Source organism: Roseisolibacter agri (assembly GCF_030159095.1).
In the GTDB taxonomy this organism is placed as follows: domain Bacteria; phylum Gemmatimonadota; class Gemmatimonadetes; order Gemmatimonadales; family Gemmatimonadaceae; genus Roseisolibacter; species Roseisolibacter agri.
This window is the reverse complement of the sequence record NZ_BRXS01000006.1, coordinates 570,595-593,253: the sequence shown is the minus strand read 5'-3', so window position 1 is coordinate 593,253 and position 22,659 is coordinate 570,595. Positions and strand designations below refer to the sequence as shown.

Annotated in this window: 20 protein-coding genes; 17 read left to right on the top strand and 3 right to left on the bottom strand. The window is 73.6% G+C overall.

Going from position 1 to position 22,659, the window contains the following annotated elements; translation table 11 throughout:
• The first annotated feature begins 126 nt into the window (after positions 1 to 126).
• Positions 127 to 918 carry a 2-(1,2-epoxy-1,2-dihydrophenyl)acetyl-CoA isomerase PaaG gene (gene paaG, locus rosag_RS21025; protein ID WP_284352133.1) on the top strand — a complete coding sequence of 264 codons (792 nt, stop codon included), beginning with the start codon at positions 127 to 129 and terminating at the stop codon, positions 916 to 918.
• Positions 919 to 960: 42 nt separating this feature from the next.
• On the opposite strand, the gene rosag_RS21020 is transcribed toward paaG, so the two are convergent.
• Complete coding sequence (locus rosag_RS21020; protein ID WP_284352132.1) at positions 961 to 1,251, bottom strand: GIY-YIG nuclease family protein; 291 nt, start codon at positions 1,249 to 1,251, stop codon at positions 961 to 963.
• Positions 1,252 to 1,424: 173 nt separating this feature from the next.
• Between rosag_RS21020 and rosag_RS21015 the strand changes: the two genes are divergently transcribed.
• The 13 genes from rosag_RS21015 to rosag_RS20955 all read left to right on the top strand — a co-directional run bounded on the left by rosag_RS21015 (position 1,425) and on the right by rosag_RS20955 (position 17,429).
• A complete protein-coding gene (locus rosag_RS21015) occupies positions 1,425 to 2,834 on the top strand; it encodes a serine hydrolase domain-containing protein (RefSeq protein WP_284352131.1) in 1,410 nt (469 codons plus the stop codon).
• Between the two features lie 99 nt (positions 2,835 to 2,933).
• A complete protein-coding gene (locus rosag_RS21010) occupies positions 2,934 to 4,133 on the top strand; it encodes a 3-hydroxyacyl-CoA dehydrogenase NAD-binding domain-containing protein (protein WP_284352130.1) in 1,200 nt (399 codons plus the stop codon).
• Positions 4,130 to 4,591 carry a hydroxyphenylacetyl-CoA thioesterase PaaI gene (gene paaI / locus rosag_RS21005; RefSeq protein WP_284352129.1) on the top strand — a complete coding sequence of 154 codons (462 nt, stop codon included), beginning with the start codon at positions 4,130 to 4,132 and terminating at the stop codon, positions 4,589 to 4,591. The genes rosag_RS21010 and paaI overlap by 4 nt, the downstream gene beginning before the upstream one ends.
• A 4-nt stretch (positions 4,592 to 4,595) precedes the next feature.
• On the top strand, positions 4,596 to 5,807 hold the full coding sequence (gene pcaF / locus rosag_RS21000) for a 3-oxoadipyl-CoA thiolase (RefSeq protein WP_284352128.1): 1,212 nt from the start codon (positions 4,596 to 4,598) through the stop codon (positions 5,805 to 5,807).
• A gap of 28 nt (positions 5,808 to 5,835) precedes the next feature.
• Complete coding sequence (locus rosag_RS20995) at positions 5,836 to 6,483, top strand: acyltransferase (protein ID WP_284352127.1); 648 nt, start codon at positions 5,836 to 5,838, stop codon at positions 6,481 to 6,483.
• A gap of 7 nt (positions 6,484 to 6,490) precedes the next feature.
• Complete coding sequence (gene paaZ / locus rosag_RS20990) at positions 6,491 to 8,647, top strand: phenylacetic acid degradation bifunctional protein PaaZ (RefSeq protein ID WP_345784869.1); 2,157 nt, start codon at positions 6,491 to 6,493, stop codon at positions 8,645 to 8,647.
• Between the two features lie 216 nt (positions 8,648 to 8,863).
• Entirely contained in the window at positions 8,864 to 10,009 is a 1,146-nt protein-coding gene (hppD, locus tag rosag_RS20985) for a 4-hydroxyphenylpyruvate dioxygenase (protein ID WP_284352125.1), read from the top strand.
• Positions 10,009 to 11,247: a homogentisate 1,2-dioxygenase gene (locus tag rosag_RS20980; protein ID WP_284352124.1), complete on the top strand. Its 1,239-nt coding sequence runs from the start codon at positions 10,009 to 10,011 to the stop codon at positions 11,245 to 11,247. Before hppD ends, rosag_RS20980 begins: the two co-directional genes overlap by 1 nt.
• Positions 11,248 to 11,351: 104 nt before the next feature.
• Positions 11,352 to 12,554 carry an aminotransferase class I/II-fold pyridoxal phosphate-dependent enzyme gene (locus tag rosag_RS20975; RefSeq protein ID WP_284352123.1) on the top strand — a complete coding sequence of 401 codons (1,203 nt, stop codon included), beginning with the start codon at positions 11,352 to 11,354 and terminating at the stop codon, positions 12,552 to 12,554.
• 46 nt (positions 12,555 to 12,600) lie between these two features.
• Positions 12,601 to 13,959 (top strand): flavin monoamine oxidase family protein, encoded by a 1,359-nt coding sequence (locus tag rosag_RS20970; RefSeq protein ID WP_284352122.1) that lies wholly within the window; start codon positions 12,601 to 12,603, stop codon positions 13,957 to 13,959.
• An 85-nt stretch (positions 13,960 to 14,044) separates the two neighbouring features.
• On the top strand, positions 14,045 to 15,589 hold the full coding sequence (locus tag rosag_RS20965) for a glycoside hydrolase family 10-like protein (RefSeq protein WP_284352121.1): 1,545 nt from the start codon (positions 14,045 to 14,047) through the stop codon (positions 15,587 to 15,589).
• Positions 15,590 to 15,594: 5 nt separating this feature from the next.
• A complete protein-coding gene (gene apaG / locus rosag_RS20960) occupies positions 15,595 to 15,996 on the top strand; it encodes a Co2+/Mg2+ efflux protein ApaG (RefSeq protein WP_284352120.1) in 402 nt (133 codons plus the stop codon).
• Positions 15,997 to 16,403: 407 nt separating this feature from the next.
• Positions 16,404 to 17,429 (top strand): monooxygenase, encoded by a 1,026-nt coding sequence (locus rosag_RS20955; protein WP_425607523.1) that lies wholly within the window; start codon positions 16,404 to 16,406, stop codon positions 17,427 to 17,429.
• On the opposite strand, the gene rosag_RS20950 is transcribed toward rosag_RS20955, so the two are convergent.
• Positions 17,423 to 17,899 (bottom strand): hypothetical protein, encoded by a 477-nt coding sequence (locus rosag_RS20950; protein WP_284352118.1) that lies wholly within the window; start codon positions 17,897 to 17,899, stop codon positions 17,423 to 17,425. The genes rosag_RS20955 and rosag_RS20950 overlap by 7 nt on opposite strands.
• 199 nt (positions 17,900 to 18,098) lie before the next feature.
• Here rosag_RS20950 and infA point away from each other — a divergent pair, with 199 nt between their 5' ends.
• Together infA and rosag_RS20940 are read left to right on the top strand one after the other, a co-directional pair.
• A complete protein-coding gene (infA, locus tag rosag_RS20945) occupies positions 18,099 to 18,320 on the top strand; it encodes a translation initiation factor IF-1 (protein WP_275828440.1) in 222 nt (73 codons plus the stop codon).
• A gap of 151 nt (positions 18,321 to 18,471) precedes the next feature.
• Complete coding sequence (locus tag rosag_RS20940; RefSeq protein WP_284352117.1) at positions 18,472 to 18,810, top strand: cupin domain-containing protein; 339 nt, start codon at positions 18,472 to 18,474, stop codon at positions 18,808 to 18,810.
• An 18-nt stretch (positions 18,811 to 18,828) separates the two neighbouring features.
• Here rosag_RS20940 and rosag_RS20935 read toward each other — a convergent pair whose 3' ends face one another.
• Positions 18,829 to 19,863, bottom strand: a complete 1,035-nt coding sequence (locus rosag_RS20935; protein WP_284352116.1) for a hypothetical protein — start codon at positions 19,861 to 19,863, stop codon at positions 18,829 to 18,831.
• A gap of 169 nt (positions 19,864 to 20,032) precedes the next feature.
• Between rosag_RS20935 and rosag_RS20930 the strand changes: the two genes are divergently transcribed.
• The gene (locus rosag_RS20930; protein ID WP_284352115.1) at positions 20,033 to 22,351 is read left to right on the top strand and encodes a Tex family protein; all 2,319 of its coding nucleotides are present in this window, start codon (positions 20,033 to 20,035) and stop codon (positions 22,349 to 22,351) included.
• Positions 22,352 to 22,659: the final 308 nt, after the last annotated feature.

The following is a 22,659-nucleotide window of genomic DNA, read 5'->3' as shown; positions in this document are numbered from 1 at the left end:
GAGACGGGTCGGGGAGCGCGCGGGCTGCCACCTGCCGCCGGCGCGCGGTCGAATGATAGCTTTCCCCGCGGTCGGGGTGGACCCGCCGCGCCGCCCTCGCGTTCCTCCCTCTCCGCTCCCGCCGGCATGGCTGCCCAGCACGTCCGCTCCGAGACCGCCGACGGCGTCGCGCGCATCACGCTCGACCGTCCGGACGTCCTGAACAGCTTCAACGCCGCGATGGCGGCCGAGCTGCGCGACGCGCTGGCCGCGGCCGCCGCGGACCACGCGGTGCGCGCGGTGCTGCTCACGGGCGCCGGCCGCGCGTTCTGCGCGGGGCAGGACCTCGCGGCGGTGCTCCCCGCCGCGGGCGCGCCCGATCCCGACCTCGGCGACATCGTGCGAGAGTGCTACAACCCGGTCGTGCGCGCGCTGCGCACGATCGAGAAGCCGGTGGTCGCGGCGGTGAACGGCGTGGCCGCGGGCGCGGGCGCGAACCTGGCCTTCGCGTGCGACTTCGTCGTCGCGTCGGAGGCGGCGAGCTTCATCCAGTCGTTCTGCCACATCGGGCTGATCCCGGACAGCGGCGGGACGTTCGTGCTGCCGCGCCTCGTGGGAATGGCGCGCGCGACGCAGCTGGCCATGCTGGGCGAGAAGCTGCCCGCGCGGCAGGCGCTGGAGTGGGGGATGATCTATCAGGTCGTCGAGCCGGCGCAGCTGGACGAGGCGGCGACGGCACTGGCGCGGCGGCTGGCCGCGATGCCGACGCGCGGGCTCGGGCTGATCAAGCGCGGGCTGAACGCGGGGCTGGGGGCGACGCTGGACGAGCAGCTGGCGTTCGAGGAGGGGCTGCAGCGCGAGGCGGGGCGCACGGCGGACTACGCGGAAGGCGTGCGGGCGTTCGTGGAGAAGCGGAAGCCGGTGTTCACTGGACGGTGACGCGAGCTGTCGCCCCGAGCGCAGCGAGGGGCCCAGGGCGCGTCACGGAGGTCCGTACCAGCCGGCGGAGAGGTCGAGCCAGCCCGCGTTCCACTGCTCGACGAGCGCCATCCGCTTCTCCCGTGTCCACGCCTTGATCTGCTTCTCGCGCGCGATCGCGGCGCGCGCGGAGTCGGTCGTCTCGAAGTGGACGAGCCGGTTGATGCGGTACCGCTTGGTGTGGCTCTCGTAGAAGCCGACCCGGTGCTGCCACACGCGTCTCCGCAGGTCGTTGGTCACGCCGGTGTAGAGCGCGCGCGAGTGGCTCGCGAGGATGTACACGTAATAGGGCATCGTCGTCGGCTCTCGTGACCCGCCGCGGCGCGGCCCGGGTCCCTCGCTGCGCTCGGGACGACAATCTGTGGGCGGTCTCTCTGCCGCCCCGCACCGTCTCGACGCAGCGCGGGTCCGGACCGTACCATAGGGCACGGCTCGCGCTTCGCTCCGTGACCCTCCGCCCCACGCCCGTGCGCCGCTCCTCCCGCCTCCGCCGCCTCGCGCCCCTGCTGGGGCTCCTCGCCGTCGCCCGCCCGCTCGTGGCGCAGACGGCCGCCCCCGACCGCGGCACGCTCGTCGCGCGGCTCGATTCGCTGGTCCGCGCCTACCGCGCCGACGGCCGCACCGTGGGCCTCACCGTCGGCGTCGTGCGCGGGTCGGACACGCTCCTGCTGCGCGGCTACGGCTGGGCCGACAGCGCCGCGCGACGGTCGGCGGAGGTCGCGACCGTCTACCGCATCGGGTCCATCACGAAGCAGTACACGAGCGCCGCTATCCTGCAGCTGATCCAGGACGGCAAGATCGCGCTCACCGACACGCTGGGCCGCTTCCTCCCGCAGTATCCGCAGTGGGGGCGCGTCACCATCCGCCAGCTGCTCGGCCACACGTCGGGGATCCACAGCTACACCGCGAACCCCACGTGGGCGAAGCGCATGGCGGATCCGTTCTCCGCCGACTCGCTGCTCGCCTTCGTCGCCCGCGATACCTTCGACTTCGCGCCGGGCACCGGCTACCGCTACAACAACACCGGCTACTTCCTGCTCGGGCAGGTGCTGGAGCGCGTGAGCAGGACCGCATACCCGGAGCTCCTGCGCACGCGCTTCTTCGGGCCGCTCGGGATGCGCACCGCGACGTACTGCCCCGACGAGCCGGCGGCGCCGGTGCACTCGGCCGTCTACGATCGTACGCCAGCCGGCATCGTGCCGGCGCAGAAGATCAGCATGACGAGCCCGTACGCCGCGGGCGCCGTCTGCCTGTCGGTGCCGGACTTCCTGCGCTGGCAGACCGCGCTGACGGGCGGACGCGTCGTCACGCCCGAGACGTACGCGCGCATGACGCGCTCCGACACGCTCGCCAACGGGAATCCCACGAACTACGGCTGGGGGCTGGCGCCGGCGATGCTTGGCAGCCACCCGATGGTGCAGCACGGCGGCGACATCCCGGGCGGGAGCGCGCAGCAGATGTGGCTCCCGAACGACTCGCTGCGCGTGGTGGTGTTCACGAACACGCTCGGCAGCGGGCCGGGCGCGCTCGCGCGCAACCTCGCGGCGGCCGTCGTCGGCGAGCCGCTGCGCAGCGCGCCTCCGGCACCGCGGGAGGTGGCGCTCCCGTCCGAGCTGCGCGACGCCGTCGTCGGCGCCTACGTGCTGACCGGCCCGGGCGGCAAGCCGCTGCCGCTCGTGGTGAAGCTGGACGGCGCGCGGCTGGTGGCGCAGCCCGAAGGGCAGGGCGCGATGCCGCTCACCTACATCGGCGACGACACCTTCGGCGTCGGGCTGGACGCGGCGATCCGCCTGCGCTTCGCCCGCGAGGGCGGGAAGGTCACGCGTGTCACGCTCCTGCAGGGCGGCCAGACGATCGAGGGCATCCGCGCGCCCTGACGGGGGCCGACCGGCGTCCGGGAGGTGCCCGGAGGGGAGGCGACCGGCGATACTTCGGGCTTCGCCTGCCTCCCTCTTCGTGACCTTCCGCTCCACGTCATGACGCTCGACCAGAACAGCACCATCGGCGTCGTCGGCGCCGGCGCCATGGGCGGCGGCATCGCGCAGGTCGCGCTGCGCCACGGCCACGCCGTCGTGCTGGCGGACGCGCGTCCGGAGGCCGTGGACCGCGCCGTCGCCGCCATCGGCGCGGCGTTCGCGCGCGAGGTCGAGAAGGGGCGCATGACCGGCGAGGAGGCGGAGTCGGCGCGCGGCCGCCTGTCGGTGGTGCGCGGCGTCGACGACCGCGAGGGCTTCGCCGCGGCGTTCGGTCGGTGCGCGCTGGTGATCGAGGCGGTGGTCGAGGACCTCGCGGTGAAGCGCGGCACCTTCGAGCGGCTGGAGAGCGTGGTCGCGGACGACTGCGTGCTGGCGACCAACACGTCGTCGCTGTCGGTGGCGTCGATCGCGGGCGGGTGCCGGCGGCCCGGGCGCGTCGTCGGCGTGCACTTCTTCAACCCGGCGCCCGTGATGCCGCTGGTGGAGATCGTGCCCGCGCTCGCGACCGCGCCCGACGTCGTCGCGGCCGTGCGGCCGCTCGTGGACGGCTGGGGGAAGACCACCGTGCTGGCGTCGGACACGCCGGGCTTCATCGTCAACCGGGTCGCGCGCCCGTACTACGGCGAGTCGCTGCGGTTGCTCGACGAGGGCGTGGCCTCCGCGGCGACGATCGACTGGGCGATGCGCGAGCTCGGCGGCTTCCGCATGGGGCCGTTCGAGCTGATGGACTTCATCGGCCACGACGTGAACTTCGCCGTCACGCGCTCGGTCTACGAGCAGACCTTCCACGACCCGCGCTACCGGCCGTCGATCACGCAGCAGCGGCTCGTCGAGGCGGGGCGGCTGGGGCGGAAGTCGGGCCACGGCTTCTACGACCACCGCGACGGCGCCGCGAAGCCCGAGCCCGCGCGCGACGAGGTCCTCGGCGGCCGGCTGCTGGAGCGCGTGCTCGCGATGCTGGTGAACGAGGCGTTCGACGCGGTGCACTGGGGCGTCGCGAGCGCGGCCGACGTCGAGCTGGCGATGACGAAGGGCGTCAACTATCCACGCGGGCTCATCGCGTGGGGCGAGCAGCTCGGCCTCGCGCGCGTCGCGGCGACGATCGACGCGCTGCGCGAGCGCTACCAGGAGGACCGCTACCGCGTGTCGCCGCTGCTGCGCGAGCGCGCGGCGAGCGGCGCCAGCCTCCTCCGCGCGTGAGCGGCGATCCGCAGCTGGTGGCCGAGCGCGTCGTGGCCGGCATGATGGCCGCGGACGCGTTCAGCCGCTGGCTCGGCGTCGAGGTGCTGGCGGTCGCGCCGCACCGCGCGACCATCCGCATGACCGTGCGCGACGAGATGGCGAACGGCTTCGGCGTCTGCCACGGCGGCGTCACCTTCGCCTTCGCGGACAGCGCGCTCGCCTTCGCCAGCAACACGCGCGGCACGGTCGCGATGAGCATCGAGAACGCGATCGGCTATCCCGCGCCCGCGCGGCCGGGCGACGTGCTGACCGCGGTGGCCGAGCCGGACACGCCGGGCCGGCGCGTGGGCTTCTACCGGGTGCAGGTCACCAACCAGCGCGGCGAGGCCGTGGCCCATTTCCGCGGCACGGTGTACGACACGGGTCGGCCGCACGCAGCTTCCGAGCGCGGCGGCGATCTTTCCTCCGAATCCTGACGTCATGACGCACGCCTTCCTCGTCGACGGCGTCCGCACCCCGGTCGGCGCCCTGGGAGGGGCGCTGAGCGAGGCGCGGCCCGACGACCTCGCCGCGCACGTGATCCGTGCCCTCGTCGCCCGCCAGCCCGCCCTCGATCCCGCGCGGATCGCGGACGTCGTCCTCGGCTGCGCCAACCAGGCGGGCGAGGACAACCGCAACGTCGCGCGCATGGCCGCGCTGCTCGCGGGCCTTCCCGACAACGTCCCCGGCGAGACGGTGAACCGCCTCTGCGCCTCGGGGATGAGCGCGGCCGCCAACGCCGCGCGCGCGGTGCGCCTGGGCGACGGCGACGTCTACGTGGCCGGCGGCGTCGAGAGCATGACCCGCGCGCCGTACGTGATGTCCAAGTCCTCGAAGCCCTTCGGCCGCGACGTCGAGCTGTTCGACACGTCGCTGGGCTGGCGCTTCGTGAACCCGCGGCTGCGCGACGCGTTCGGCGTCGACACGATGGGGCAGACGGCGGAGAACGTGGCGGAGCGCCACGGGATCACGCGCGCCGAGCAGGACCTGTTTGCCTGCCGCTCGCAGCAGAAGGCGGCGATCGCGCGCGACGGCGGCCGCTTCGCGCAGGAGATCGCGCCCGTGGAGGTGCCGGCCGGCCGCAAGGGCACGGTGACCGTCGATCGCGACGAGTTCCTGCGCCCCGACACGACCGTCGAGACGCTGGCGAAGCTGAAGCCCGCGTTCCGCACCGACGGCAGGGGCTCCGTCACCGCCGGCAACTCGTCGGGGCTCAACGACGGCGCGTGCGCGCTGCTGATCGCGAGCGAGGAGGCGGCGACCGCGATGGGCGCCAAGTCGCTGGCGCGCATCGTCACCACCGCGGTCGCCGGCGTCGAGCCGCGCGTGATGGGGCTCGGCCCCGTGCCGGCGACACGCAAGGCGCTCGCGCAGGCCGGGCTGACGATGGACCAGCTGGACGTGCTGGAGTTCAACGAGGCGTTCGCCGCGCAGGTGCTCGGCTGCCTGCGCGAGCTGGAGATCGACGCCGACGATCCGCGCCTCAACCCGAACGGCGGCGCGATCGCGCTCGGCCACCCGCTGGGCATGAGCGGCGCGCGGCTGCTGCTGACCGCCGCGCACGAGCTGCAGGCGACCGGCGGCCGCTACGCGCTGGCGACGATGTGCGTGGGCGTGGGGCAGGGGATGGCGACCATTCTCGAGCGCGTCTGATGGGCGGCGCCACCGGGCCGACGGCGCGATGAGCATCTACGCCTTCGAGGACTTCGTCCCCGTCGTGCACGAGAGCGCGTACGTGCACCCGAACGCGACGGTCACGGGCCACGTCACGATCGGCCGCGACGTCTACATCGGCCCGGGCGCGGCGATCCGCGGCGACTGGGGCGGCATCGTCATCGAGGACGGCTGCAACGTGCAGGAGTGCTGCACCGTGCACATGTTCCCCGGCGTCACCGTGGTGCTGGAGGAGGGCGCGCACGTCGGGCACGGCGCGGTGGTGCACGGCGCGCGCATCGGGCGCAACGCGCTCGTCGGGATGAACGCGGTGGTGATGGACCACGCGCACGTCGGCGCGGGCTCGGTGGTCGGCGCCCTGTGCTTCGTCCCCACCGGCATGCAGATTCCGGAGCGGAAGGTGGTCGTCGGCAACCCGGCGCGCATCGTCAAGGACGTGTCGGACGAGATGCTGGCCTGGAAGACCGAGGGCACGCGCCTCTACCAGGGGCTGCCGCGCCGGCTGCACGACACGCTGCGCGAGTGCGCGCCGCTGCGCGCGCTGACGCCCGAGCAGGCCGCGCGGCGCGACGCGCAGGCCGCCACCTACCGCACCTGGCACGAGACACGGGCGGGCGGCGCGGCCGCGGCCCCAGGGGACCGAACGGGAGACTGACGCGATGATGCGCCTGCGCAACTACGCCTGCGGCCAGTGGGTCGAGGGCAGCGGCAACTTCACCACGCTCTACAACGCCGTCACCGGCGAGCCGCTCGGCGAGACGTCGAGCCAGGGGCTCGACTTCGCGGCGATGGCGACCTACGCCCGCGAGGTCGGCGGGCCCGCGCTGCGGCGGCTGACCTTCCACCAGCGCGCGCGCATGCTCAAGGCGCTCGCGCTGTACCTGACGGAGCGGAAGGAGCAGTTCTACCGCATCTCGTCGTGGACGGGGGCCACCAAGACGGACCACTGGATCGACATCGACGGCGGCATCGGGACGCTGTTCGCGTACGCGAGCCGCGGGCGCCGCGAGTTCCCCGACGAGCCGTTCTTCGTCGACGGCCCGGTCGAGACGCTGAGCAAGAACGGCGGCTTCGTCGGCCGCCACCTGTGCGTGCCGCTCGAGGGCGTGGCCGTCCAGATCAACGCCTTCAACTTCCCCGTCTGGGGGATGCTGGAGAAGCTCTCGACGTCGCTGCTCGCCGGCGTGCCGGCGATCGTGAAGCCCGCGACGGTGACGAGCTACCTCACCGAGGCGGTGTTCCGCGCCATGGTCGAGAGCCGCATCCTGCCCGAGGGGAGCATCCAGCTGATCGTCGGCGGCGCGGGCGACCTGCTCGACCACCTGACGTGCCAGGACGCGGTCGCGTTCACCGGTAGCGCGTGGACCGGGCAGCTGCTGAAGAAGACGCCCGCGATGCTCGAGCACAACGTCCGCTACAACCAGGAGGCGGACTCGCTCAACTTCTCGATGCTCGGCCCGGACGCGACGCCGGGCAGCGAGGAGTTCGACCTGTTCGTGAAGGAGGTCGCGCGCGAGATGACGGTGAAGGCGGGGCAGAAGTGCACCGCGATCCGCCGCACCTTCGTGCCGCGCACCCTCGCCGACGACGTCGTGAAGGCGCTCTCGAAGCGCCTCGGCGGCGTGACGGTGGGCGACCCCACGAACGAGGGCGTGCGCATGGGCCCCCTCGCCGGCCGGTCGCAGGTGAAGGAGGTCGGCAAGGCGCTCGACGCGCTGAAGGCCGGCGCGGAGATCGCGTTCGGCGGCGGCGACGCGTTCGAGGTCGTGGGCGCGAATCGCGACGCGGGCGCGTTCTTCCCGATCACGCTGCTCTACAACGACCGCCCCTTCGACCGCACGCAGGCGCACGACGTCGAGGCGTTCGGCCCCGTGAACACGGTCATGCCGTACGACACGGTCGACGAGGCGATCGCCCTCGCGAAGCTCGGGCGCGGCTCGCTCGTCGGGTCGCTCTTCACGGCCGACGACCGCGTGGCGCGCGACGTCGCGCTCGGCACCGCGGCGTACCACGGGCGCCTCATGCTCGCGAACCGCCACTCCGCGAAGGAGTCCACCGGCCACGGCTCGCCGCTGCCGCACCTCGTGCACGGCGGCCCGGGGCGCGCGGGCGGTGGTGAGGAGATGGGCGGCGTGCGCGGCGTGCTGCACTACATGCAGCGCACGGCCATCCAGGGCTCGCCGACGACGGTCGCCGCGGTGACGCGCGAGTGGACGCGCGGCGCGGCGGAGCGAAAGGACCGCGTGCATCCGTTCCGCAAGCACTTCGAGGAGCTGGAGGTCGGCGAGAGCTGGACGACGCACCGCCGCACGGTCACCGAGGCGGACATCACGAACTTCGCCGGCATCTCGGGCGACTACTTCTACGCGCACGTCGACGACATCGCCGCGCGCGAGTCGATCTTCGAGCGGCGCGTCGCGCACGGCTACTTCGTCGTCTCGGCCGCGGCCGGCCTGTTCGTCGATCCGGCGCCCGGCCCGGTGCTCGCCAACTACGGCCTCGAGGGGCTGCGCTTCGTGAAGCCGGTGTACGCGGGCGACACGCTGCAGGTGCGCCTGACGTGCAAGAGCAAGGCGGCCAAGGACGACCGCGAGGACCAGATCCCGCAGGGCGTCGTGGCCTGGGACGTCGAGGTCTCCAACCAGGACGGCGAGGCGGTGGCGCTGTACACGGTGCTGACGCTGGTGAAGCGGCTGTATCCGCTGGACGGGCCGCCGGCCGCTTCGAACGGAGCAGGAGAGCAGGCCGGCGACGGCGTGGCCGCCCCGGCCGTGACCGTCACGGAGCAGCCCGGCAACGCGCCGGCGCGCATGACGTGAGCCGGCGGCGACCGGACCGGGCGCTGGACCGCGCCCGGCCGCGCGCCATCTTTGGGGAGCGAGGCCGGCGCGCGCGCGCCGGCCGCCACCCCGGGACACGAGGGAGGGGCAGATGAGCGGGAAGGAGGAGAAGCCGGGCAACCGGCGCTGTGATCCAGGCTGGGCCGCGGTCCGCTGACCACGTCCCCGCTTCCTCACACCTACCCGGAGATCCCTGTGGCCACGACCATCGAGTCCAGCGCCGTCGGCGCCGAGGCGCACGACACCTTCCCGATCAACGGCACCGACTACATCGAGTTCTACGTCGGGAACGCCAAGCAGGCCTCGCACTACTACCGCGCCGCGTTCGGCTTCAACCTCGTCGCCTACCGCGGCCCCGAGACGGGCGTGCGCGACCGCGCGAGCTACGTCCTGCAGCAGGACAAGATCCGCTTCGTCCTCACGACGCCCATCCGCCCCGACGCGAGCGACGAGGCGAAGGCGATCGCCGACCACATCTACCGGCACGGCGACGGCGTGCGCGACCTCGCGCTCTGGGTCGACGATGCGCGCGACGCGTTCGAGAAGGCGGTTGCGCGCGGCGCGATCCCGGTGCACGAGCCGCGCGTCGAGCGCGACGAGCACGGCGAGGTCGTGCTGGCGGCGTTCCGCACCTACGGCGACACGATCCACTCGCTCGTCGAGCGCCGCAACTACACCGGCCCGTTCCTCCCAGGCTTCCGCGCGGTGACGCCGGCGTACAACCCGCCGTCGGTCGGCCTCAAGTACGTCGACCACTGCGTGGGCAACGTCGAGCTGGGGAAGATGAACGTGTGGGTCGAGTTCTACGCCCACGTGATGGGCTTCCGGAACCTGCTCACGTTCGACGACGAGGACATCAACACCGAGTACTCGTCGCTGATGTCCAAGGTCATGGCGAACGGGAACGACCGCATCAAGTTCCCGATCAACGAGCCGGCCAAGGGGAAGAAGCGCTCGCAGATCGACGAGTACCTCGACTTCTACGGTGGGCCGGGCGTCCAGCACATGGCGCTCGCGACGGACGACATCGTGCGCACGGTGACCGAGCTGAAGGCGCGCGGGGTCGAGTTCCTCAGCACGCCGACGTCCTACTACGAGCAGCTGGAGGCGCGCGTCGGGAAGATCGACGAGCCGCTGGACGTGCTGGCGCAGCACGGCATCCTCGTCGACCGCGACCCGGACGGCTACCTGCTGCAGATCTTCACCAAGCCGGTGGAGGACCGTCCGACGGTCTTCTACGAGATCATCCAGCGGAAGGGCGCCAAGAGCTTCGGCAAGGGCAACTTCAAGGCGCTCTTCGAGGCGATCGAGCGCGAGCAGGAGCTGCGGGGGAACCTCTGATGCCCATCTACCACACGCTCGGCCAGGTCCCGCCCAAGCGCCACACCGCCATGCGGAAGCCGGATGGCGGGATCTACTCCGAGCAGCTGGTCGGGCACGAGGGCTTCACGGGCACGTCGGCGCTGCTGTACCACGTGCATCCGCCGACCACGGTGAAGAGCGTGCGCAAGCTGCGCGACCTCGTGTGGGAGGCCGACGACGACCAGACGCTCAAGCACCGCCACTTCCGCACGGCGCAGCTGCCCAAGGGCGGCTCGCCGACGCTCGACCGCACGCCGCTCCTGTTCAACGCGGACATCGGCATGCTGTACGTCGAGCCGGACGAGCAGGACGCGCACTTCTACCGCAACGCGCAGGCGGACGAGGTGGTGTACGTCGCGAAGGGGCAGGGGACGCTGGAGACGCAGTACGGCGACCTGCCGTACCGCGAGGGCGACTACGTCGTGATCCACCGTGGCATCATGCACCGGTGGAAGCTCGACCTGTCGAAGCCGAGCAAGTTCCTGGTGATGGAGAGCCGCGGGCACGTGCGCTGGCCCAAGCGCTACCGCAACGAGTTCGGGCAGCTGCTGGAGGGCGCGCCGTACTCGGAGCGCGACATCCGCCGCCCGACGGAGCTGCGCACGCACGACGAGATGGGCGACTTCCCCATCCTCATCAAGCAGTTCGACGCGCTGAACGAGTACGTCCTCGACCACCACCCGTTCGACGTCGTCGGGTGGGACGGCTACTTCTATCCGTGGATCTTCAACATCCACGACTTCGAGCCGATCGTCGGACGCGTCCACCAGCCGCCGCCGGTGCACCAGACCTTCCAGGGCGACGGCTTCGTGATCTGCTCGTTCTGCCCGCGGCCGTACGACTTCGGCGAGAACGCGATCCCGGCGCCGTACAACCACAGCAACGTGGACTCGGACGAGGTGATCTTCTACGCCTCCGAGGAGTTCATGAGCCGGAAGGGGATCGAGTTCGGCTCGATCACGCACCACCCCGACGGGATCCCGCACGGCCCCCACCCGGGCCGCTACGAGGCGAGCATCGGCCAGAAGTTCACCAACGAGCTGGCCGTGATGATGGACTCGTTCCGTCCGCTGAAGGTCGCGAAGGCCGTGCGCCCGTCCGAGGACGAGAGCTACCATCGCAGCTGGATCGAGGCGCAGCACGCGCGCGTGGCCGCGGCCGGCAACGGCGGCGCCGCGAGCCCGCAGCCGAGCGTGGCGCTCCCACTTACCGACTGACCATTCTCGACGCCCGGCGCTCCGCGCTCGGCGCTCGCTCAGTCGTGGAGACGGAGCGAGCGCCGAGCGCGGAGCGCTGAGTTCACGAATCCCTGAGCATTCCAATGCCCCGTCCCGCCCACCGCTTCCAGTCGCTGCCGCCGTACCCGCTCGCGCACGTGCCCATCCGCAAGCGCGAGCTGCTGCAGCGCGGCGTGGACGTCATCGACCTCGGGGCGGGCGATGCGGACCTCGCGCCGCCGGCCGCCGCCATCGCGGCGATGCGCGACGCGCTCGACGTGCCGACGATGCACCGCTACGGCTTCGGCCTCGGCCACTTCCCGTTCCGCGAGGCCATCAGCGCGTGGATGCAGCGCCGATTCGGGCTCGCCTTCGACCCGGTGACGGAGATCTGCCCGCTCATCGGCTCCAAGGAAGGCATCACGCACCTCGCGCTCGCGTACCTCGAGAGGGGCGACGTCGCGATCGTGCCGGAGCCGGGATACCTCGCGTACCTCGGCGGCACGCTGCTGGGCGAGGCGACGGCGTATCCGTACCCGCTGCGCCCGCGCACGAAGTTCCTCGTGGAGCTGGACGAGGTGCCGGAGCAGGTGCTGCAGCGCACGAAGCTCCTCTACCTGAACTACCCGAACAACCCGACGGCCGCCGTCGCGCCGCGCGACTACCTGGAGCGCGTCGTCCGCACGTGCCGAGAGCGCGACATCCTGCTGGTGTACGACAATGCGTACTCGGAGCTCGCCTTCGACGGCTACGTGCCGCCGAGCATCTTCGAGATCCCGGGCGCGCGCGAGGTGGCGGTCGAGTTCCACTCGCTCTCGAAGACGTACAACATGACCGGCTGGCGGCAGGGGTGGGCCGTCGGCAACCCGACCGTCATCGCCGCGCTGTCGAAGGTGAAGTCGTTCGTCGACACGGGCTCGTTCATGGCGATCCAGGCCGCGGGCGTCGCGGCGCTGGAGAGCTGGGCAGAGTTCGTCCCGGGCAACGTCGCCGTCTTCCGCGAGCGGCGTGACGCGGCGGTGGCGGCGTTCCGCGAGGCCGGCTTCGCGTGCGAGGTGCCGCGCGCGTCGATGTACCTCTGGGTGCCGCTGCCCGAGGGGGTGTCGAGCCGCGCGTTCAGCGACCGGCTGATGGACGAGGAGGGCGTGATCACGCTCGCGGGCGCGAGCTTCGGCGCGGGCGGCGAGGGCTTCTTCCGCATCTCGTTCATCGTCCCACCGGAGCGCATGGCGGAGGCCGCGCGGCGCGCGGGCCGCGTGCTCGCGAGCATGACCGGCGAGGACAGCCTGGCCGCGGCGCGCGCCTGAGCACCCGGCACGTCACGAGGCACGTGGCTTGCCGCCACGCGCGGCCATGACGGATTCCCTCGCTCCCGAAGTCCTCGTCCTCGGCGCGGGCGTGGCCGGTCTCGCGGCCGCGCGCGTGCTCGTCGACGCCGGCCGCCGCGTGCTCGTGCTCGAGGCGCGCGACCGCATCGGGGGGCGGGTGCTGACGCAACGCCGCGAAGACCTCGCCACGCCGATCGAGCTGGGCGCGGAGTTCGTGCACGGCACGCCGGCCGAGCTGTGGGCGGTGCTGGACGCCGCGCGGCTGCGCGTGGTCGACGCGGCGGAGGACCACGTCACCTTCGACGGCGGGCGACTGGAGGAGCGCGAGGACTTCGGCGGCGCGCTCGGCGCCGTGCTCGGCGCACTGGACCAGGAGGCGCGGGGGCCCGACCGCTCGTTCGCGGAGTTCCTGGATGCGCGCTTCGCCGACGCGGCGCACGCGGACGCGCGGCGGCTCGCGGCGTCGTACGTCGAGGGCTTCCACGCCGCGCCCATCGACGACGTGGGCGTGCACGGGCTCGCGCGCGCCGAGGGCGCGGCGTCGGGCAACGACCAGGCGTTCCGCGTGGTCGACGGCTACGATCGCGTCGCGGCCTGGCTGCACGAGGGGGCGGGCGCGCCGCCGCGCGTGCGGCTCCGCACCGTCGCGCACCGCGTGCGCTGGAGCGCCGGTCACGTGCGCGTCGAGGCGCACGGCCCCGACGCGCGCAGCGAGTCGGTGTTCGACGCGGCGGCGTGCATCGTGACGCTGCCCGTGGGCGTGCTGGCGTCGCGCCCGGACGCCGACGGCGCCGTCGCCTTCGAGCCGCCGCTGGACGCCAAGCGCGACGCGCTGGCGCGGATCGGCGCCGGCCACGTGACGCGCGTGGTGCTGCGCTTCCGCCGGCGCTTCTGGGAGGAGCGCGAGTACGTGCCCGCGCTGGCGGACGACGTCGATCCGTTGCAGCTGTCGTTCGTGCACGCGCCCGAGCAGCCCGTGCCCGTGTGGTGGACGCAGCGCGCGCTCCGCACGCCGCTGCTGGTGGCGTGGATCGGCGGGCCGCGCGGCGCGGCGATGGCGGCGCTGGACCGCGAGGCGCTCACCGAGCGGTGCATCGCGTCGCTGGCGACGACGCTCGGACGCGACCCGGCGGACGTGCGGGCCGAGCTGGTGGACGTGCACACGCACGACTGGAGCGACGATCCGTTCGCGCGCGGCGCCTACAGCTACGCGCGGGTCGGCGGCGCGGACGCCGGCGCGGCGCTCGCCCGGCCGCTCGACGACACGCTCTTCTTCGCCGGCGAGGCGACGGCGGCCGGGGGGAACACCGGCACGGTGCACGGCGCGCTCCTGAGCGGGCAGCGTGCGGCGCGCGAGGTGCTGGCGGCGCTCGGCCGGCGCTAGCTGGGGCACGCGCGGTACAGCAGCGGCGGCGCGGCGCCTATCTTGGGGGTTCCCCAGCCCCTTCCGCCGTCGTCGCCGCGTGTCCATGCGCTCCGTTCCGCTCGCTCTCGCCGCCGCCCTCGCCCTCGCGGCGTGCGCGCCCGCGCTCCGGCCCATCACCACGCCCGCTGCCGGCGTCACGGCGGCGCCGCCGCTGGCGCGCGAGTTCCGCGGCGTGTGGGTCGCGACCGTCGCCAACATCGACTGGCCGTCGCGCCCGGGGCTCCCGACCGAGCAGCAGCAGCAGGAGCTGCTCGCGATCCTCGACCGCGCGAAGGCGCTGAACCTCAACGCCATCGTGCTGCAGGTGCGGCCGTCCACCGACGCGATCTATCCGTCGTCGCTGGAGCCGTGGACGGAGTATTTGACCGGCGAGATGGGCCGCGCGCCGTCGCCCGCGTGGGATCCGCTCGCGTTCGCGGTGCGCGAGGCGCACGAGCGCGGGCTCGAGATGCACGCCTGGTTCAACCCGTACCGCGCGCGGCAGGTGGGCGCGAAGTCGCCGGTCGCCGCGACGCACGTCAGCCGCACGGTGCCGCAGCTGGTGCGCCAGTACGGGCAGCTGCAGTGGATGGACCCGGGCGAGCCCGAGACGCAGGCGCACTCGCTGCGCGTCATCATGGACGTGGTGAAGCGCTACGACGTCGACGGCGTGCACATCGACGACTACTTCTATCCGTACAAGGTGGCCGGCCCCGGGGGGAAGCCGCTCGACTTCCCGGACAGCGCGAGCTATGCGCGCTACGTCGCGGGCGGCGGGACGCTGGGCCGCGACGACTGGCGCCGCCACAACGTCGACGTCTTCGTCGAGCGCATGTACGGTGAGGTGAAGAAGGCCAAGCCGTGGGTGAAGGTCGGCATCAGCCCGTTCGGCATCGAGCGTCCGGGCCGCCCGGAGAAGGCGTGCTGCTTCGACCAGTACTCGGAGCTCTACGCCGACGCGGGGAAGTGGCTGCGCGCGGGGTGGATGGACTACTGGACGCCGCAGCTGTACTGGAAGATCAGCGCGCCGCAGCAGAGCTACCCGATGCTGTTGAAGTGGTGGACCGAGCAGAACGTGCACGGCCGCCACGTCTGGCCGGGCAACTTCACGTCGCGCGTCAACGACGGCAGCCCGCAGGCGTTCACGGTCGCGGAGATCGACTCGCAGATCCGGCTCACGCGCGCGCAGCGCGGCGCGACGGGGAACGTGCACTTCAGCATGAAGGCGCTGATGCGCAACCAGGGCGGGCTCGCGGACTCGCTCGCGGTCGGCGCGTACGCGGAGCCCGCGCTCATCCCCGAGTCGCCGTGGATGCCGGGGCGCGCGCCGGGGCAGCCGCGCGTGCGTCTGGCGACGGGCGCTGCGCCAGGGCGCGCGGAGCTGGAGCTGTCGCCCGCCGCGGGCGAGGCGCGGCCGTGGCAGTGGGTCGTGCGCTCGCGCCACGGCGCGCTCTGGACCACCGAGGTCGTGCCGGGCGCGCGCGCGCGCACCGCGGCGCCGGCGCCCGCCACGCGCGGCGCGCCCGACGAGGTGCTGGTGTTCGGGCTCGATCGCGCGGGGCGCGCCGGCGCGCCCGCGCGGCTCGACGTGCGCGTCGCCACGCGATGACGGCGATGCGCGCGCGCCCGTTCTTCCACCGCCAGACGGAGGGGATCCGCATCACGGTGCGGCCCTCGTTCCTGCGCGAGCAGTCGCGGCCGGGCGCCGCGCAGTTCGTGTTCGCCTACCACGTGCGCATCGAGAACGTCGGCGACCAGGCGGCGCAGCTGCTCACGCGGCGCTGGAACATCCACGACGACGTCGGCGAGGACACGCAGGTCGAGGGCGAGGGCGTCGTCGGCGAGCAGCCGGTCATCGCGCCCGGGCGCGTGCACGAGTACCGCAGCTTCTGCGTGCTGAAGTCCGAGAGCGGCTGGATGGAGGGCGAGTACCGCTTCGTGCGCGCGGACGGCTCGCGCTTCGACGCGATCATCCCCAGGTTCCAGCTGGCGGCCGCGGACGCGGCCCCCGACTGATCGTCCCGCCCGCCTCCTCGACACCGCGTTCGCCCATGCGCTCCGCGTTCCGGCTCGTTCCGCTCGCCCTGCTCGCGGCCGCGTGCGCGGGCGCCGAGGTGCCGACCGGCGACGCGCCGTCCGGGGGCACGGGACCCGGGGCGGCGAGCTTCGCCCTCCTGCAGACGCGCGTCCTGACGCCGCAGTGCGCGGGATGCCACACGGCGGGCTCACCGTCCGCGGCGCAGTCCGGGCTCGTGCTCGACGCGGGGAGCGCGTATGGCGCGCTGGTCGGCGTCCGGCCCACCAACGCCAACGCGCGGCGCGATGGCCTGCTGCGCGTCGCGGCCGGGAAGCCGGACAGCAGCCTGCTGTACCACAAGCTCGTCTGGACGCCCGGCCACCACGCGGCCGACTACGGCAACCCGATGCCCCTCGGCACTACGCGCGGCCTGGCGGCGGGGGAGCTCGAGTTCGTGCGCCAGTGGATCGCCGCGGGCGCGCCGCGCGAGGGGGCCGTCGCGGCGGCGTCGCTGCTGGACGATCGCACCGCGCAGACGCTGCCGCCCTTCGTGCCGCTGGCGCGCCCGGCGAGCGGCGTGCAGCTGGCCGTCGACAGCTTCGCGGTCGCCCCCGCGTTCGAGCGCGAGCTGTTCGTGCTGCGTCCGCTCGGCAACGCGGAGGAGGTCTTCGTCGACCGGTTCGAGTTCCGCATGCGGCCGGGGAGCCACCACCTGCTGCTCTACGACTTCGACCCGGGGCGGTCGCCGCTCTGCGTGCCGCAGGTGCTCGCGCTCGCGGGCGTCACGCCCGGGAACGTGCGGGACATCCGCAACCCGGATGGCAGCATGAACACGCTGGCGATGGCGCCCATGGCGTGCCACGTCTTCGTCGCCGGCTCGATGACGACGAGCTTCGCGTACCAGTTCCCGCCCGGCGTCGCGCTCCGGCTGCGCGCCAACGCGGCGCTCGACGTCAACGTGCACTACGTGAACCGCGGCGCCGCGCCCATGGCCGGCGAGGCCTACGCGAACCTCCACACCATCGATCGGGCGCGGGTGCAGCGCGCCGCGTCCACGCTCGACCTCGGGAACACCAGCTTCTCGCTCCCCGCCGGGCAGCGCACGACGGTGACGAAGGAGTTCGTGGTCGGTAGCGCGGCGCTGCCGCTGCGCGACTCCGTGCTCACCGTGTTCGCGCTGACGTCGCACATGCACAGCCGCGGCGAGCGCTTCGTGGTGCGCGTGAAGGGCGGGGCGCGAAACGGCGAGATCGTGTACGAGAACACCGATTGGGAGCACCCGGTGATGACGACGTACGCCTCGCCGCTCGTCCTGCGCCGCGGCGAGGCCCTCGTGTCCGAGGTGACGTTCCTCAACACGACCGCGCGGACGCTCCGGTTCGGGCTGACCAGCGAGGACGAGATGGCGATCGTCTTCGGCTACTACTACTGAGCCGTCGGCCCGCCCGCGCCGGTGCCGGTCGGACCGGCGGCGCCGGTCAGCGCGTCGAGCGGGATGCGCGTCGCGAACGGCGCGTAGAGCGTCGCGAACGCGGTCGCGGGCAGCACGTCGCGCACGAGGAGCGCCAGCGTCGCCGCCAGCGCCGCCTCGGCCACCGGCGCCAGCGGGTCGTCGTCGGCGGGCGGCGCACCGGGCGCTCCCGGCATCCGGAGGAGCTGCGCCAGCGGGCCGAGGGCCGCGTCGCGCTCCGGCTCGCGCTGCGTGCGGGCGACGGCGGCCGAGAGCGCGCGGTCGGCGGCGGCGAAGCGCCCGGTCCCCTGGAGCGCCTCGTACTCGTCGGCCGCCGCGGTCCACTCGCCCTGCGGCAGCGCGGCGAGGCGCTGGAGGAAGCGGCGGATCTCGAGCGTCTGGGGGCCGTAGGGCAGGGGCCCGTTGGGCGCGGCCGGCGAGGCGGAGGACACGGGCGGTCGGGCGTGCGACGGAGGAGAGGCGGGAGCCCGGGAAAGCTAGCCGGCCCGCCGAGCTCGCGCTGGCCGCGCGCAAGGGCTTGCAATATCTTCGGATGCGACGACGGCCCGAGCGTGCGCGCCCGGTCGTCGGCCGGGGCGGCGCAGGGGCGTCCTCCGGCACCGAACCCCTCGCTCAGAACCCGGCCAGTCCATGGCGAAGCAAGATGCGATCGAGCTCGAAGGCACCGTGGCGGAGGTGCTGCCCAACGCGACCTTCCGCGTCGAGACCAAGAGCGGTCACCAGGTGCTCGCGACGCTCGCCGGCAACATGCGCCGGTTCCGCATCCGCGTTCTGGCCGGCGATCGCGTGACGCTCGAGGTGTCGCCGTACGACCTCACGCGCGGACGCATCACGTTCCGCCACAAGAGCTGAGCCCGAGCGGGGGCGTGTCCACGCGGACACGCCCCCGTGCGCGTCTCCGCCCGCGCTCGGCGCACCGCTCGCCGGCACGATCCGTGTACGTCGCCCCGGCGGTCCGGCGCGCGGCGCCGGAGATCGCGGCGCGTGCACATCGGAGGGCGTGATGGGAGAGACGACGGTCACGAAGATCGACTCGCGGCAGTCGCCGCGCGGTCCGCGCGGACAGAAGTACCTCGCCGCCGGCAAGCGCATGGGCATGCGCCTGTGGGAGGAGCAGCCCACGCAGGGCGAGCCCGAGACGACCGTGCGCGCGTACGAGACGGTGGGCTACGTCATCAGCGGGCGCGCCGAGCTGCACATCGAGGGGCAGATGGTGCTGCTCGAAGCGGGCGACTCGTGGGCCGTGCCCGAGGGCTCGTCGCACCACTACCGCATCCTCGAGCCGTTCGTCGCGGTCGAGGCGACGTCGCCGCCGGCGCACGTGCACGCCCGCGACGAGTGATGCCCGTCGGCTGACGCGCTAGCGGCCCGTGAGCTTGCGCAGCAGGCCGCGCAGGCCGCCGCGCTTCGTCTCCTGACGCTCCTCGGTCAGCTCGACGATCGCGTCGATCGCCGCCAGCCGCTGCCCGCGCGGACCACTCGTCTGCGCGGGTGCGGACGTCTGCAGCTCGGCGAAGTCCACGCCCGGCGTCAGCAGCTCCGGCTCGGCGTCGAGGTCGTCCTCGTCGTCCGGCTCGACGGCGACACGCGGCTCCGCGGGTGCCGCCGCCACGGCGGGCAGGGCGTGCGCGGGCGTGGGTGTCCACTCGATCGCGGCGTCCAGCGCGGCCGCCAGCGAGTCGCCCGCCTCCAGCTCCACCGTCGCCGGCTCGGGCACCGGCGGGCCGGCGGCGAGCGCCAGCAGCGCGGACAGGTCCTCCTCGTCGTCGTCGCTCGCGTCGGCCTCGAAGACGGGCGTCGGTCGCCAGTCGGCGTCCACGGTCTCGTCGCCGTCGCTCGCGGTCGGCGCGGCCGGCGCGGCCGGCGCGGCCGGCTGCTCCTGCTCGACGTCGGGCGTCGGCAGCTCGAGGTCGAGCGGCGCCACGGCGTCGAACGCCGGCGCCTCCTCGCCGATCAGCGCGGCCGTCTCGCGCAGCGCGTCGTGCAGCGCCAGGTCGTCCGCGCCGCCGAGTCGTGCGCGCGCGCGCCGGAGCGCATCGCGCGCCTCGTCCTCGGGGCCCGCCGCGGCCAGCAGCGCGGCGACGTCGCTCCAACCGCGCGCGGCCACCGCCGGCGCCGCGACGCCCGCCTCGACCAGCGCCTCGCGCGTCTCGGCCGCGCGGCGCAGCGCGTCGGCGGCGTCGCTCCAGCGCCCCGCGCGCGCGAGCGCCTGGCCGAGGTTCGTGAGCGCGACCGCGGCGGCCGCGTCGGCGCCGTCCGCGGCGTCGACGGCGTCGGTGAAGCGCGCGGCGGCCGCCGACCACTGGCCGGCGGCGGCGGCGGCGTGGCCGGCGTCCAGCGCGCGGGCGAAGGCCGGATGGCGAAGTGCGTCGAGTGCGTGCGTCGTGTCGGGCATGGGCTCCTCCGAGCCAGGGACGCGCGGCCGCGACGGCGCGTCACCGACGTGCGGCTGTCCATCGGCGGCGGCCGCGGATAGCCCGCCGCGCGCGGGCGCGCAAGCCGTTGTCGGGTCGTCTCTGGCGTGGCACCTTACCGCCCCCGATTCACCCCCTGTCGCCCGCCGCATGCTGTCGCCGTCGCTCGTCCAGCAGGTCGCCACCGAGCTGTCGCTTCCCGCGCGCTCCGTCGCCAACACCCTCGCGCTCTTCGACGAGGGGAACACCCTTCCGTTCATCGCCCGCTACCGCAAGGAGGTCACGGGCAACCTCGACGAGGTGCAGCTGCGCGACGTGCGCGATCGCGCGGACTACCTGCGCGAGCTCGAGGAGCGCCGCGCCGCCATCCTCAAGTCGATCGAGGAGCAGGGCAAGCTCACCGACGACCTGCGCGCGCGCGTCAACGGCGTAGTCAGTAAGCAGGGACTCGAGGACCTGTACCTCCCGTACAAGCCGAAGCGCCGCACGCGCGCCATGATCGCGCGCGAGCGCGGCCTCGAGCCGCTGGCCGAGCTGCTGTGGGCCGGCGACGCGGACGACGCGGCCGTCGAGGCGGCGGCCGCCGGCTACGTCGATGCGGCGAAGGAGGTCCCTGCCGTCGCCGATGCGCTGCAGGGCGCGCGCGACATCCTGGCCGAGCGGGTGGCGGAGGACGCCGTGCTGCGCGGCGCGGTGCGCGAGGCCACGCGCGCGCGCGGCGCGGTCAAGAGCGCGGTCGTCATGGGCAAGGAGAACGAGGTCTCCAAGTTCCAGGACTACTACGACTTCTCCGAGCGGCTGCGCGACATCCCGTCCCACCGCGTGCTGGCGATCCGCCGCGGCGAGGAGGAGGGCTTCCTCGTCTGGTCGATCGACGCGCCGGTCGAGGAGATCATGGCGCTGATGCAGGAGACCGTCGTCGGCCGCCGGCGCGCGGCGCGGCTGCTCGGCCTCGTCGCGCAGGACGCGTACAAGCGGCTGCTCGCGCCGTCCATCACGGTGGAGCTGCGCCTGGAGCTGAAGACGCGCGCCGACGAGGAGGCGATCCGCATCTTCGGGCAGAACCTCGAGCAGCTGCTGCTCGCGTCGCCAGCGGGCGAGCGCGTGGTCATCGGCCTCGATCCGGGCTTCCGCACGGGCGTGAAGGTCGCCGTGCTGTCGCGCACCGGCGCCGTGGTCGAGACGGACACCTGGTACCTGCACCAGGCCGACCGCTTCGCCGCGTCGCTCGTGCGGCTCGCCGCGCGCCACGGCGCGGAGCTGATCGCGATCGGCAACGGCACCGCGTCGCGCGAGACGGAGCAGGCGGCGAAGGACGCGCTGGCGGCGGCGGGGAGCGCGCTGAACGGCGCGCGGCCGCAGGTCGTCGTCGTCAACGAGAGCGGCGCGTCGGTCTACTCGGCCTCCGACCTCGCGCGCGAGGAGCTGCCCGACCTCGACGTGTCGCTGCGCGGCGCGGTGAGCATCGCGCGCCGCCTGCAGGACCCGCTCGCGGAGCTGGTGAAGATCGACCCGAAGTCGATCGGGGTGGGGCAGTACCAGCACGACGTCAACCAGCCGCAGCTCAAGCGTCGCCTCGACGAGGTGGTGGAGAGCTGCGTGAACCGCGTCGGCGTCGAGGTGAACACGGCGTCGGTGGCGCTGCTGGCGTACGTCGCCGGCGTGGGCCCCACGCTGGCGCAGAACATCGTGAAGCTGCGCGACGAGCGCGGCGGCCTGCGCTCGCGGAAGGACCTGCTGGAGGTGCCGCGCCTGGGCGCGAAGGCGTTCGAGCAGGCGGCGGGCTTCCTCCGCGTGCGCGGCGGCGCGCACCCGCTCGACGCGTCGGCGGTGCACCCCGAGCGCTACGCCCTCGTCGAGCGCATCGCTGCGGACCTCGGCGTCTCCGTCCCGCAGCTCGTGGGCGACGAGGCGCTGGCGCAGAAGGTCGAGCCGCAGCGCTACGTCTCCGACGAGGTGGGGCTGCCGACGCTCCGCGACATCCTGTCGGAGCTGCGCAAGCCGGGCCGCGATCCGCGCGAGAGCTTCGAGCTGCCCGCCTTCCGCGACGACCTGAAGGAGCCGAAGGACCTGCAGCCCGGCATGGTGCTCGAGGGCGTGGTCACGAACATCGTCGCCTTCGGCGCGTTCGTGGACGTCGGCGTCCACCAGGACGGCCTCGTGCACGTCTCCCAGCTGTCGGACCGCTACGTCGCCGATCCCAACGCCGCCGTGCGCGTCGGGCAGAAGGTGCGCGTGACCGTGATGGCGGTCGATCTGGAGCGGAACCGCATCGCGCTCTCGATGAAGTCGAAGCCCGAGGCGGCGGGCGCGCCGCGCCGCACGGAGGCGCCGGCGGGCGACCGCCGCGACGCCGGCCGCCCGGATCCGCGCCGCGCACCGCGGCCGGCGGGGCGCCCGGAGGTGAAGGCGCCGAGCTTCGTCCCCAAGTCGGGCGCCGTCGCGCCGAACGGCATCCGCTTCAAGTAGGCCGCCGGGCGCGCGCGGCGCCCCGTCGGGCCGTCACAGGAGGCACATACGTCGACGACGTGTGTGCCTTTTGTTCATGGTGCGTGGAATCCCGCCCGGTGTGCGAGCCGAACCTTAGCTTCTGCGCCGGTGCGGCGTCCCGACGCGCGTCCCGCGGCCACCTCGGCCGTCGACGTGCGCCGCGCGATCGGGCGCACCTCCCACTCGGATCTCCCCCGCACGCCGCGGCGGACGGCAGACCCATCCCGGGCTGGCACCCGGAGGTCGGCGCGCGGGCCCGAGGTCCCTTTTCCCACTCGGAGACCTCC